Annotated in this window: 16 protein-coding genes and 1 other annotated feature; of the genes, 2 read left to right on the top strand and 14 right to left on the bottom strand. The window is 43.7% G+C overall.

Features of this window, described 5'->3' with window-relative positions; genetic code table 11:
- Positions 1 to 9: 9 nt before the first annotated feature.
- The 3 genes from BUB66_RS02560 to BUB66_RS02550 all read right to left on the bottom strand — a co-directional run bounded on the left by BUB66_RS02560 (position 10) and on the right by BUB66_RS02550 (position 2804).
- On the bottom strand, positions 10 to 1239 hold the full coding sequence (locus tag BUB66_RS02560; RefSeq protein WP_073254127.1) for a uroporphyrinogen decarboxylase family protein: 1230 nt from the start codon (positions 1237 to 1239) through the stop codon (positions 10 to 12).
- A 92-nt stretch (positions 1240 to 1331) separates the two neighbouring features.
- Complete coding sequence (locus tag BUB66_RS02555) at positions 1332 to 1955, bottom strand: cyclodeaminase/cyclohydrolase family protein (protein ID WP_073254124.1); 624 nt, start codon at positions 1953 to 1955, stop codon at positions 1332 to 1334.
- Between the two features lie 54 nt (positions 1956 to 2009).
- Positions 2010 to 2804, bottom strand: a complete 795-nt coding sequence (locus BUB66_RS02550; protein ID WP_073254121.1) for a formate/nitrite transporter family protein — start codon at positions 2802 to 2804, stop codon at positions 2010 to 2012.
- A 224-nt stretch (positions 2805 to 3028) separates the two neighbouring features.
- Between BUB66_RS02550 and BUB66_RS02545 the strand changes: the two genes are divergently transcribed.
- Positions 3029 to 3907 (top strand): methyl-accepting chemotaxis protein, encoded by an 879-nt coding sequence (locus BUB66_RS02545; RefSeq protein WP_073254119.1) that lies wholly within the window; start codon positions 3029 to 3031, stop codon positions 3905 to 3907.
- Between the two features lie 57 nt (positions 3908 to 3964).
- Here the strand turns inward: BUB66_RS02545 and BUB66_RS02540 are convergent, their stop codons facing one another.
- The 10 genes from BUB66_RS02540 to trxA all read right to left on the bottom strand — a co-directional run bounded on the left by BUB66_RS02540 (position 3965) and on the right by trxA (position 11345).
- Positions 3965 to 4435, bottom strand: coding sequence for an HAD family hydrolase (locus tag BUB66_RS02540; RefSeq protein WP_073254116.1), 471 nt, complete (start codon positions 4433 to 4435; stop codon positions 3965 to 3967).
- Positions 4422 to 5066, bottom strand: a complete 645-nt coding sequence (locus BUB66_RS02535; protein WP_084098617.1) for a lysophospholipid acyltransferase family protein — start codon at positions 5064 to 5066, stop codon at positions 4422 to 4424. The genes BUB66_RS02540 and BUB66_RS02535 overlap by 14 nt, the downstream gene beginning before the upstream one ends.
- 24 nt (positions 5067 to 5090) lie before the next feature.
- Positions 5091 to 5852, bottom strand: coding sequence for a YlmH family RNA-binding protein (locus BUB66_RS02530; RefSeq protein WP_073254111.1), 762 nt, complete (start codon positions 5850 to 5852; stop codon positions 5091 to 5093).
- A 107-nt stretch (positions 5853 to 5959) separates the two neighbouring features.
- A complete protein-coding gene (locus BUB66_RS02525) occupies positions 5960 to 6481 on the bottom strand; it encodes a tryptophan transporter (protein WP_073254108.1) in 522 nt (173 codons plus the stop codon).
- Between the two features lie 60 nt (positions 6482 to 6541).
- Positions 6542 to 6840, bottom strand: a binding site (T-box leader).
- Between the two features lie 81 nt (positions 6841 to 6921).
- On the bottom strand, positions 6922 to 7944 hold the full coding sequence (locus BUB66_RS02520; protein WP_073254105.1) for a GerMN domain-containing protein: 1023 nt from the start codon (positions 7942 to 7944) through the stop codon (positions 6922 to 6924).
- Positions 7941 to 8384 carry a Fur family transcriptional regulator gene (locus BUB66_RS02515; protein ID WP_073254103.1) on the bottom strand — a complete coding sequence of 148 codons (444 nt, stop codon included), beginning with the start codon at positions 8382 to 8384 and terminating at the stop codon, positions 7941 to 7943. The genes BUB66_RS02520 and BUB66_RS02515 overlap by 4 nt, the downstream gene beginning before the upstream one ends.
- Before the next feature lies 1 nt (position 8385).
- Positions 8386 to 9186, bottom strand: a complete 801-nt coding sequence (locus tag BUB66_RS02510; RefSeq protein ID WP_073254100.1) for a metal ABC transporter permease — start codon at positions 9184 to 9186, stop codon at positions 8386 to 8388.
- A 14-nt stretch (positions 9187 to 9200) separates the two neighbouring features.
- A complete protein-coding gene (locus BUB66_RS02505) occupies positions 9201 to 9947 on the bottom strand; it encodes a metal ABC transporter ATP-binding protein (RefSeq protein WP_073254097.1) in 747 nt (248 codons plus the stop codon).
- A gap of 12 nt (positions 9948 to 9959) precedes the next feature.
- The gene (locus tag BUB66_RS02500) at positions 9960 to 10904 is read right to left on the bottom strand and encodes a metal ABC transporter substrate-binding protein (protein ID WP_084098614.1); all 945 of its coding nucleotides are present in this window, start codon (positions 10902 to 10904) and stop codon (positions 9960 to 9962) included.
- A gap of 126 nt (positions 10905 to 11030) precedes the next feature.
- Positions 11031 to 11345 carry a thioredoxin gene (gene trxA / locus BUB66_RS02495; RefSeq protein WP_073254094.1) on the bottom strand — a complete coding sequence of 105 codons (315 nt, stop codon included), beginning with the start codon at positions 11343 to 11345 and terminating at the stop codon, positions 11031 to 11033.
- A gap of 136 nt (positions 11346 to 11481) precedes the next feature.
- On the opposite strand from trxA, the gene BUB66_RS02490 reads away from it, so the two are divergent.
- Complete coding sequence (locus BUB66_RS02490) at positions 11482 to 12249, top strand: helix-turn-helix domain-containing protein (protein WP_073254092.1); 768 nt, start codon at positions 11482 to 11484, stop codon at positions 12247 to 12249.
- On the opposite strand, the gene BUB66_RS12595 is transcribed toward BUB66_RS02490, so the two are convergent.
- Positions 12250 to 12534: a CC/Se motif family (seleno)protein gene (locus BUB66_RS12595; protein WP_280144528.1), complete on the bottom strand. Its 285-nt coding sequence runs from the start codon at positions 12532 to 12534 to the stop codon at positions 12250 to 12252.
- Positions 12535 to 12594: the final 60 nt, after the last annotated feature.

Raw genomic sequence — 12594 nt, 5'->3', positions numbered from 1 at the left:
TAATTAAATTTAATATTTGCCGTATTTTTCTACGGCCTCAATTAAAGCTTTTATGTTCTTAACCGGTGTCTCCCTAGGAGCAATTCCGACGCTGGTCGCGAGTATGTAACCTCCACCTGGCTTAACTTCCTCAAGTAGTTCCTTCACATAGGAGTCGATTTTTTCGGGCGTGCCGCTTACGATAAGGCTGATCGGTACTCCACCCATCACGCAGGTATGCCCCTTCAATATTTCTTTCGCCTTTCTCACGTCGGTTTTCTCGAAATAGGCTATTCCCCATCCTTTAGGTAGTTCTAAAATCGTCTCAAGGTGCGCATCATGCCTACCTTCAAAGAAAACAAATGACTTTATACCTTCCTTTGCAAAACCCATTATTACTTCTTTCAAATAGGGCCAGTAAAATTCGTTGTAAAGTTCTGGAGAGAGGTATTCGTTGAGATGCAACGGTATAAAAGCGTATTTAATTCCTAAAGGCTTTAAGGCCAATCCGGCTTTTAAAATCGGCTCTACCAGCGCTTCGCACGCTTTTTTTACTTTGTCCGGATACCTGCGAAGGTCAAGTATTAAGTTGAGTTCGTCCCTCAGACCATCTCCTATGAGGTCCAAGGGAGTATACCCCATTGTGATAGGTATGGAAGGATATCCTAGCCGTGCTAATTCCATACCCACTTCCATGGCAAAGCTTTTGATTTTTTCGGCCTCCATCCCAAGCCTTATCATAGTCGCCATGGCATTGCGCGGAGCATTCATGTTGCGGCATATCCTCGGAATTATAACCTCTGCTATGAACTTGACCGGATTTTCAATTAGGTCGTCGTACTCTTCAACTTCCATGAACTTCCCACCGATGAACTGCGGCGAACAGTTGCTTTCGATTTCCCGCCCTGGATACCTGGTGCATACATCTCCTGTAATGTCGTGGATCGTGCCAAACATAGCCATTCCAACCGTAGCCGAAACATCAGGGTCGTCGGCAAAAGCATAAGTAAGCGGAGGAACTCCTACCCCTACAAAACCTGCTGCAAAAGTCCAGTCACAAGGAAAATCCCTGTTGAATTTTACAATAGCTTCTTTTGCTTTTTTGTAGTCGAAACAAAATTCTTCTTGGGTTATGCCAGCATAGGCTGCAATCACATCGCCACCTACGCCACTAAAAGGCACCCGGTCAGGTTCTTCGAGGTTTACTGCCGCATCAATCCGCCTCATTCTTTCCTTCGCTAATTCTTCCGGACTTTTCATTTTTTTAAACACCTCTTTTTATTATTTTGGAGAAATCTATATATATCACCTCCCTGCAAATATCTCTTTCATTTTATTTACCATTACTGCCCTTATAATTTACCCAATACTTCTTTATAGGCTTCCTCTGCCAAAATATCGGCTTCTTTACTTATGTCATCTATGTATTTCTTCATGTCTCCCACGAATTCTTTATCATCGAGTCCTCCTAAATTTATAAGCACATTAAGTTTTCCTCCGTGAACCGCTGCCTTCAAAAGGAGCGCCCCTACTCCTACGTCACTTATTGCCATTTTTGAACCTATCTTTGCCAGCCTTCTTTGCAATTTCAACGCTTCTAGGGAATATTCCATTATCTTGAGCGGCACCTGACAAGCATTCTTCAATGCCTTATTAAGCGCTTCCTTTTTTCTCTGCTTTTCCTCCTCTGTATTCTTTGGGAGCTTATAAGCAGCGGCTACTTCTTTAAAGACCTCAGCATCCTCATCTACTAACAAGAGCAGCTTCCTCTGAAGGTCCTTCAACTTCTCGAGAATATCTGTTATTTCAGGCTCCACATCCTTATATTTTTCCTTTCCTATCGTAAGGTTGCATACCATCCCGCCTAGTGCACTCCCGAGCGCACCTGCTAGCCCTGCAGCCCCGCCTCCACCCGGGACCGGATCTTTAGATGAAAGAACTTCTACAAAATCCTCCAAACTGCTTTTAACGAACATCCGTAAAATCTCCACCTTTCTTACTAAAGAGTATAGTATTGCAAAATACACATTTTAGATCTTAAAATCGCGGTTTTGTTCTTCCACGAAATACGCCGTAAAGTAGAACAGAGGCACTACTATTGCTCCTCCGATGATGTTCCCCAATGTCACGGGGATTAGATTTTTCGCAAAAATTTCTCCCCATCCTACATTCATTCCGCCGAATTTTGCAAGCGGGATGAAAAACATATTTGCCACACTGTGCTCGTACCCGGAAAGCACAAAAAGCATTATCGGAAACCAACACGAAAAGATCTTTGAAATTATGTCTTGCGAGGAAGTCGCCATCATCACGGCAAGGACCACCAACACGTTGCATAATATGCCTCTAACAAGCGGTGTGGTAAAATCTGAAAATAATTTATTTTGCCCTACGGAAAGCGTAAGCTCCTTCACGCTTCCCTGCAAATATCCTCCCTTTGCGATAAGGAATGCAAGCAGCACGGAACCCACAAAGTTAGCCACATATACCGTAATCCAATTTCTCAAAAGTCTCCTGCCGTCAATCTCCTTTCTCAATAGCGAAAACACCATCAGGTTATTTCCTGTAAAAAGCTCGGCACCGCAAATCACAACTAACATGAGTCCAACGGGAAAGACCATGGCACCGGCAAATTTCATAAGACCTGTATCTATATTCTTCAAAGTCTGCATTATGGTAATTGAAGCAAATCCGCCAAACCCTATATAGACCCCTGCCAACAATCCCAAAAGAAGCATTTGTAAAAAAGTAAGACCAGCTTTCTTTTTTCCCGCCGCAATAGTGGCTTCTATAATTTCTTTCGGCGCTAAAAATCTTTTTTCCATATTTGGCTCCTTCCTTTTCAAATCTCAATTGACATGTATATACATCTTAAGAATATCACAGTATTATTAAATTGTCAATATTTTTAAATTGTATTTGCATTTTATTATTTTTCGCAGTTAAGCTGCAAAGTTCATCTTAATACAATATTTTCATGCAACTATGAAATTTGCTATAATAAAAGGAGCTCCAAGCGCTTAAAATATAATCAAAAGGGTGATGTAAAATGTCTTTGCAAAAATTAAACGGCAATTTTATTGACACTTTCCATCCTGATTCAAATTCCTCAAAAGCTGGCATTCTAGACCTTCTAATTAAAGTCGCTCCCTTATTTGTGGAGTTGTTTCCAATCGATTGTTCCATAGCAATAACCGATCGAGAATACTTTATCGCCAACTTCAATTATGAAAAACTGGGTGTCTCGCGGGCAGTAGGGGAAAGGATTCCAGAAAATACCGGGATAAAAAAAGCCATAACGACTGGAACTATTCAAAAAACCGAAATTCCCAAAGAAGTATACGGTCAGCCGATTAAATCGATAGCACTGCCTGTCAGAGAAAACGGAGAAATCGTAGGATGTCTGGCACTCGCCATGAGTTTAAAAAATCAAAGAACCCTCGAAGAAATAGTCCAGGTTCTTGCTGCTACAGTTGAAGAAATCACGGCCTCTACAGAAGAATTAGCAGCAATGGCAAGCGAACTTGCGAAAAACATGGAAGAAATAGACAAGATGAGGGAGGAACTCCTAAAGCAGGTAGAAGAAAGCGAAAAATTCCTCGACGTTATTAGAGATATAGCAGCCCAGTCTCAGATATTGGGTATCAACGCCGCCATCGAAGCTGCAAGGGCGGGGCAGACTGGGCGGGGATTTGGCGTAATAGCCACGGAGATAAGGAAGATGGCTGAAACCAGCAAAAAATCGGTAGAAGAAGTGAAGGCTTTAACATTAAATATGAGAGAGAGGATATCTGAAATAAACGAGGATATAAAAGTTACATTCGAATTTTCCCGCAATCAAGCTGCAGCTTCTCAAGAGATTTCCAAGGCTGTTCAGGGATTGATCGATCATATAGAAAAACTCGAAGAAATTTCGAAATTATTATAAAAAAAAACGGGCTATATAGCCCTTTGTTTAGCCCTAAAGAAAATAAAATTCATAAAATTATTTCCTTAAAGTAGCAACTATTCTCTTCGTATTTAAAAACAATTCAAGGGCTTCTTCGGGGCAAGTAACTACTATATCGGAATTCATCAATGCTTCCCAAAAAGCCCCTTCCCTGCCTATAACAGCTACCCTCAATTTGGAAGCCTTAAACATTTTCACATCGTTCTTTCCATTTCCTACAGCCGCCACATATTCTCCGCCCAGCTTTTCTACAAAAGTTCTTTTATCCTCGCCTCCATTTAAAGGGCTAACCCTGTGAAACTCTACGGGGAGGCCCTTTATCTCTTCATAGGCACACCCATAAGTATCGGCCGTGAGCACGTAAATATCAAGCGTTTTGGCGATATCCAAAAGCAGCCCCTTAACTTTTTCAGAACATTTCCCGTCAACCGCGATTGTCCCATTGTAATCCAAAACCAAATACCTGAGTTTGATAATACCCTCTCCCGGGATTTCAATTTTTAACATAATTTACCTCCTCAAATTTGCAAAAGAGCAACGCCCTTATGCTTTCTTCTATTTTTTTGCTCGTTTCGGCAAATATCCTCTTCTCTGTTTCGCTTATCTTGCCTTTCTTTTCTACCGATATAGCTTTACCCATAATAAGCTCAATCCTTCCCCTTCTCGGCAAATATTTCCCAACAGGCAGCACATCTTTCGTTCCCCTTATTGCAACCGGCAGCACTTGCGCTCCAGACTTCAAAGCAAGGTACGCAAACCCCGGCTTGAATGGTCGTAACTTGCCATCTACGCTCACACCGCCTTCGGGGAAAAGGGCCACCGCCCCACCTTTTTTCAAGGTCCTAAGGGCCTTTTTCAGGGAGGAAACATCTCCTCGTTTGGCATCATTGACCGGTATAGCTCCGTAAAGTCTCAACAAAATATTGAGTCCCGGAATCCTAAAAAGATAGGCAGCCGCAATGAATCGCAGCTTCCTGGGAATAAAAGCCATGATTACAAGCGGATCTAGGATGCTCTGGTGGTTGGAAACTATTATTAAGGGACCTTCCTTTTGCACGTTTGAAAGTCCTCTCGCCTTTACCCCTCCGGTCAGGGAAAAAAAGCATCTGAGTAAAAGCTTTGTGAGAAAATAAAGCACCTTACCACCAGCTTTGATTTAAATTTAACCCGTGAATCTGTGCAATGTCACGTAAATCCTTCCCTTTTTGCTGCTCCCCCCTATTTCGACCACTTTAGCCCTTCCCAGCCGCAGAGCGGAGATGACATCCCCTTCCTTCACCTCCGCAGAAGGGTCCTTCACGGTCCTGAAATTCACCCGCACGTTTTCGCCTTTTATGTAAGGGGCCATTTTGGACCTTGATATGCCGAAGGCGAGGCTCGCGATTGCATCAAGCCTAAGCGAAGCGACGGTGCCCTTTATCTCCTTATACCGCCTTTCGGGGCGGGCCACCTCTTTTAGCGATATCTCCTCAACCTCCACCGGGATTTTGCCGACTTTGGCAAGGTTGAGCCCCACGTACTCGGCCACTTCTTCTTTCAACACGATATCGGCTCCTTCGGAATGTATGACTATATCCCCCACCTTATCGCGCGAAATGCCAAGGCTCAGCACGGCTCCCAGGTAATCCCGGTGTCCCGGCCGTTCTTCCCGGTCCTTCGGCGTTACCCTTACGGCCTTCACGGGCAAAGAAAAGGACTCCTCTCTTAAATATTCGGGGAATACCACCAGTATCTTTCTTTCAGCCTCCTCCAACCCTCCATCGAAAAAGTAACCGGCGCCGGGAAAATCCCGGGATATCTCTTCTGCCAATTTTTGCTGCGCTGGGTTGAGGAAATTGCTCGCTCTTTTTTCTCCGTTTTTGAGCGCTGTCGAAAACAAATCTCTTATTTTTGCTTCTGTTATCTTTTCGTCTTGCTCTTTCAACACAAACCCTCCAGATACGCAGAAATATTTTTTAGCCTTATTTTTTTATTATATTATACCATCAAAATTGTCCAATAAAAATAAAAGCCCGGGGAATCCCGGGAAATCTATTGATTCACATCTTTCTGTCTTTGAACGCTGCTTGTAGCAGAGATAATGCCATAAAGGACAGAAGTGGCCACCGTATTAATGGCAGCCGTCGGAACTACTATCGTCGTAAATAAAACTGGAAACGCGGCGGGGAGCGCACCCGTTACCAGCATGGCAACGAGAAGAAAATTCGTACCGCTCATGATAGTTCCTATAAAACCGACCAGGGGAACCATTATCTTTTGATTCACGTTCTTCCCTTTTCTAATTAACGCTGCCATTACCTGGGAGGTTATAAGTTCATCCACTATATTGGCTATCTGTCCACCGGGGAAACTAGTGGTAAGCGCTGCGAATATACCTCCCAACATCCCCGCCAATAAGGCATTTCTGGGAGTAGGATTTATAAAGAGTGAAACAAACAACATCACCAGGAGAAAATTGGGCCTCATCCCCGCGACTATGGGCGGTGTGACCTGATGGAGCACCAGGCCTATTGCCATCAAAAGAGAAGTCAGAACCATATCCCTTAATTTCATACAAAAATACCTCCTTTAAATTAATGTTTAAAATATCAGAATAAAAAAAGCATCCATCCCCCAAGGGACGGATGCTTTTCATCCGCGGTGCCACCCAAATTAGCCTGTTATTAACAAAAAAGCATTTCACCCAAGGAGATGAAATGCTTTTTGCCATCCTGGACAGGCTCACTCTAAGGGTACGGCCTTTCCGGCGATACCCCGCCCTTATGTTAACGGAGGGCTTTCCGAATGCGACTACTTGCCTTCGCCGCACCTTCTCCGGGGCCCATTCACCCAACTTCCGGTACCGCGCTCTCACCTACCGCGGCTCTCTTTGACCTTACAGCCAGGTTACTCTTCCCCGTCATCGAATCGAATTTAATTTTTTTATTTTTGATATTATAATATACCATAAAATCGAAAAAATGCAACCCTATTTAGAAAAATTTTTTATAGGTTTATGATTGCCTTTTCACCTTCAAGACCTCATCCTTGCCGAACACAAAATGTCCGGACTCGTATCCTTTGCCTTCCACGTTTAAAATAACACCTTCGGCATCGAAATTTTTCCCATAAGTGTTTACTATGCTGTCTATAAGCAGAGCTTCATATCCGGAACCTGCGTTCATACCGCTTATGAGTTCTTTAGAGAAATTAAGCCTGAGAACACCATTTTCCCTTTCTAAATTCAAGAGTTTTACATCCTCGCTTAGCACACTGTATTTTTTTTCTTTTAAAAGCCCGGTTATCCTCTCAGCAAGAGTTTCACCGGTTTTAAACTTCTCTACCACCCTATCTTCCAGCAATTTATCTACGTTTTTCGAAGGATAATAAATTGCCAGTTCCTTTTCGGGCAGGGAATTGTCTTTTTGGGCATCGCCATATTTAGAGAGATTTTCTTCCACTACCATATCGCCCTGAATGAATTTTTGTTTTACCAATCCCACGCCCTTTGCAAAATATCTTTCTACTGTCGACTCTCCTGCCTTCCCCACAACCTTAATGCATGTAAACTCTCCTGCAGGTACTTTTACTTTTTCATCCAGGCTTTCAATAGTCCAAGTGGTATCGCCGTCCTGCCAACTACTTTTTTCCTTTAGCGGCGATTTTAAAAAGTATTTCTCCTGGGAAGGCTCTTTTTTCAGATAGTTAATCCTGAAATAGCTCTCTTCGATAGAGTTTATAAGTTTTATCCCTTCGTCACTCACCTCGAATACCTTCGCGACAACAGTACCGCCGTTGTTTTGGGAAAGCTGAACCCTGTTTCCTTCAATAAATTCCGTATCTACCCTTCCTCCTGCGAACTCATTGCCGATGCCTTCGTATTCCCAATAAAGATTTTCCGCAATTGGAAAATAATCGGTCACTTCCACCTCTTTTTTTGTTTGATCATCTCCCCCAATTTGATTTTTCTTCACGCATCCCGTAAAAACTAGCGACAATGCCAGTAACAGCGCAACAATTAAAAAAAACCTCTTCATCTTAAAAACCTCTCCTTTTTATCCTCAAAATCAGACGTATCGCAATCCCTGCAAAATCCGTACACTACGAATTCATGTTCAACAGGCACAAATCCCTTCTTTTTTACCTCCTCCCCCATAAAATTCATAGGACAGTATTCTATGACCAGAGACTTTCCGCATCTTTTGCATATAAAGTGGTGATGATGGGCTTCTTCTATCCTAAGGAGATAAGTAGGTATTCCATCGCTTCTCACTACAGTACATAGTATTCCCCTTTTTTTCATGATTTCCACATTTCTGTATATCGTAGAGAAATTCACTCCAGGAAGTATCTCCTTTACTTTTTCAAATATTTCCATTGCGGTCATAGTCCCTGAGCTGCCAAGCACTCTCATTATCGCAAGTCTTTGATTGGTCACTTTAAGTCCCATTTTTCTCAAAAATTCTTCAAACTCCACCCTAAACTGCCCTCCTTTTGCCAATAAGAACGACAAATAACACCGCTGAAGCAATGAGCACTATCGTGCCGCCCGGTGCCAAATCGAAATAAAAGGAAAGGTAAAGACCCATTATCACCGAAAAAGCGGCCACTATATTTGATATAAAAATCGCCGAACTGAAACTCCTGGCAAGCTGAAGGCTTACGGCAGCGGGGATGACTATGAGCGCCGAGACAAGCAGCGTACCCACTATTTTAACCGATATGGCCACCGTAAGGGCGGTAAGTATTGAAAAGAGCACATTCACCGTATTGACGGGTATTCCGGAAAGTCTAGCCGTTTCCTCGTCGAAGGCTATGGAAAAAAGTTGCCTGCGCAAAAGATAAAGAGCAGACATGACAAAAAATCCCAAGATTATCATCAATTTGATGTCTTCTTCCGTTATCGCCATCAGGCTGCCGAAAAGGTACGAGAAAAGGTCGACATTAAACGACCTGCCAAGGCTTATCATCACCACGGCCACCCCCATGCCCGCCGACATTACAACCGCCAGGGCTACCTCGGCGTACCTTTTAAAAGTAACCCTGACCATCTCAACGAGTAAAGCGGCCAGGACCGAAAACGCCAAGGCACCGTAAAAGGGATAAAAACCAAAGAACATCCCGGCCGCAACCCCCGCCAGAGATGCATGAGATAGGCTGTCGCCCACCATCGACATGCGGCGCAACACCACAAACACCCCTATGGAGGAAGTAACCAAGGCAGAGGCGATTCCGGCCGCAAAGGCCCTGACCATAAAGGAATACTGAAATATCTCCATGACAATTCCTTCCTTCATCTTTCAGTCTGGCGCTTGTTTTTCATGCTGTAGCCCATTATTTCGGCTATGTGATCTTCGGTTACATCCTTCGTATTTTCGTGGACGTCCACTTTGCCGCTTTTCACGCACCCGATTTTATTCGCCATGCCGCAAGCCATGCCTATATCGTGGGTTATCATCACCACCGTTAAGCCCCTCTCCTTATTGAAATGCTCTAAAAGGCCGTAAAATTCCTCCTGGGATTCGGCGTCGATACCGGTCGTGGGCTCATCCAGAAAGAGCACTTCCGGATTTCCGACGAGGCTGCGGGCCAGAAACACTTTTTGCCGCTCTCCCCCTGAAAGTTCCCCTATAAGTCTTGCCGCAAGGGGTTCTATGCCGACCGTAGCCATGGCCTTTCTCACAGCTTCAACCACCGATTTGCCTTTCATAGATCCTGCCTTTCCAAAAAGCCCCGACGCCACAACCTCTCTGACCGTCGCAGGAAAAGACAGATTTATCTGCCCTCCATTCTGAGGAACGTAAGCGATTTTATGCCACTCACGAAAGCTTTTAACGTTTTTTCCGAACAGCTTTACCTCACCTTCATTAGGAACGACAAGTCCAAGCATTACCTTCATAAGCGTTGTCTTTGCGGCGCCGTTGGGCCCAATCAGCGCGAAGAAATCGCCTTTTTCCACTTTCATATTAACTTTTTCCAAAACTTTAGGACCTCCATAAGAAAAACTCACACCTTTAAGTTCTACTACCGGTGTGTCCATACCCTCTTCCTCCTACTCATTGAGGGCCCTTTTTAGATTCTCTAAATTTTCCAGCATTATGGAAAAATAATCCTTGCCGGCTCTTATATCTTCATCAGTTAAATTCTCCAGGGGATGCAAAACCAGAACCTTATTTCCCGTTTCCTTTGCAAGCACCTCAGCCAGTTTGGAGCTCGACGCAGCCTCAACCATTATATATCTTATGTCCCTTTCTTTGCACAACTTTGCAAGCTCTGCCAGCTTTTTGGGAGAAGGCTCCTGCTGGGGAGAAAGGCCGCTTATGGCTATCTGGTTCAGATTATATCGCTTCGCCATGTAGCCAAAAGCCGCATGATTTACCACGAAATCCCTTTTGGAGGTCGACAAAAGGGAGTTTCTATATTTTTCATCCAGGTCGTCCAGGCGCTTTTTCAGGTCTTCGAGATTTTTGCGGTAATATGCCTCGTTTTTCCCATCTGTTGCAGCCATAGCCTCGGCTATCCTTTCGGCCAATGTCTTTGCAAGTATGGGATCCAGCCAGACGTGGGGATCCAAATGTTGGCCGTTTCCTTCGGTAACTCCCTCTTCATCCTCATGAAGCTCCTCCTGAAAAAGTCCTTCTCCTGCTTTTACTACCGTTACACCCTCTTTTAAAAGCTGGACAGCAAGCTTTTCTGCCCATGGATCTATCGAGCCTCCCAAATATATGAACACATCCGCATCATAAATTCCGGCCACAAGCTTGGGCGATGGCTCGAAGTCGTGAACTTCAACCCCTGCCGGTACGATTTTTTGCACACTAGCCTTATCGCCTGCTATTTTGACGGCAAAGTCATAAAGAGGATATATAGTAGTATATATCCTTATTTTTCCACCCTCATGAGGTGTAAGACGGCTTGCCTTAGTCGTACAGCCGTTTATCAAAAAAATGACAGCCATAAGGACTGCAAGCAGAGAGTATATTACCCTCCTTCTCAAGGCGGCTACCTCCTTAAATGCAAATTATTTGCATTAAGACTCAAGGATATATTATAACCTTAAGGTAGTTTTTGTCAATAAGAAAAAAATTAACCGCCTTTTTATCGGCGGTTTTAAAAGTTCGTCCTACAGCCCGAATTCAGAAACTATCTCGCTCTTTGGTCTAAAACCTATCATTTTTTTGGCTGGCTGGCCATTCTCAAACAATATCAGCGTGGGTATGCTCATTATCCCGAAGGCACTTGCGCTGGTTGGATTCTCGTCGACGTTCAGTTTGCCTACTTTTATTCTGCCTTCGTATTCAGCAGCAAGCTCGTCGATGACCGGCGCCATCATGCGGCACGGGCCGCACCAGGGAGCCCAGAAGTCCACCAGCACAGGTATATCGGAATTGAGGACTTCCTGCTCGAAATTATCATCGGTGAGGGTAATGGGTTTCATTTTATTTCCTCCTCCATTAAAAATATTATTTTTTCTTATTATAACCGACTTTATAAAGGAATCCCAATTTATTTTTTTCGATTATTTTGTTATACTATAATCATACCTTAGTCTGACTAAAGCGGGGTGAAATTCGTTGATTTGCGGCAAAACTATACGCGAATTTCGCAAAAAGAGAAATATGTCATTAAAGGAACTTGCCGAAAAGGCAAACCTTTCCGTATCTTACCTTTGTGAAATAGAGCGCGGCAAGAAACAGCCATCGCTCGATGTTATCGAAAAACTAGCAGCCGCTTTAAATATATCAAAAGATGCTCTCTTCGATGAAAATTCTCCAAAAGGCAGCGGCACAACATCAACGGGCCAAAAGATAAGCATCCTGCGCCGCGAAAGGGGGCTTTCCCTTTCGGAACTTGCGCAAAAGGCTGGCATTTCGGCCACGTATCTTTGTCAGATTGAAAACGGAAACGCATTTCCTTCTTTAGCCACATTGAAAGCAATCGCCCGGGCTCTAGATGTCAGTCCCCAGGATTTTCTGTCTTCGTCCCACGTCGGTTACAAAATCAAAAAAATTCGCCAGGAGCGCAGCATTACTCAGGCAGAGCTGGCAAAAAAAGCAGGAGTTTCGCCGGGACTCATTGGACAAATCGAAAGCGGCAAAGTAGAACCTTCTATAAAAACTCTTGAAAAAATAGCCAAAGCCCTTTCTCTTTCGCCCTGCTATTTCGTGAGCGACGATGATGACATAACTTCCCTTTTAAGGCCAATGAATCCGGAACTAAAGCAGCTTTTCGCAGACCCGAAAGTGAAGTCCTTTTTGGAAATAATAGCAGATTGTACTCCAGAAGAGTTCATGTTTATAATGAAGTTTATACAGCTTTACAAGGAGCATAAAAAAGTCTAATCAATACCCTCCGGTTACGGCAAGGTTTTTGAACATACCAAAACCAGAAATGTAAATTTTAAGGCCATCTCTTGTATTGACAAAAGGACTGACGTACACCTTTATACCGTCGACCTCGTATACTTCGTAATCGTTAGCATCAGATGGGACACCTACGTACACGGTAGGCAGATACCTGCAACCTGCTCACCCTCCGCCGTAGCGCTCCAATTTTACTGTCACAGCGTCGGCATTTTTCTGCCTAATGAAATTTTTTGCTCTTTCATCTATCTGTATATTTACCATTTTTTCACCTCCAGCTTAATTTTATTATACTTTATTTGTTTTTCGCTGTCAATAAGTCAA

Origin of the sequence: Caldanaerovirga acetigignens (assembly GCF_900142995.1) — a bacterium.
Classification (GTDB): domain Bacteria; phylum Bacillota; class Thermosediminibacteria; order Thermosediminibacterales; family Thermosediminibacteraceae; genus Fervidicola; species Fervidicola acetigignens.
This window is presented reverse-complemented; position numbering and strand designations above follow the sequence as displayed.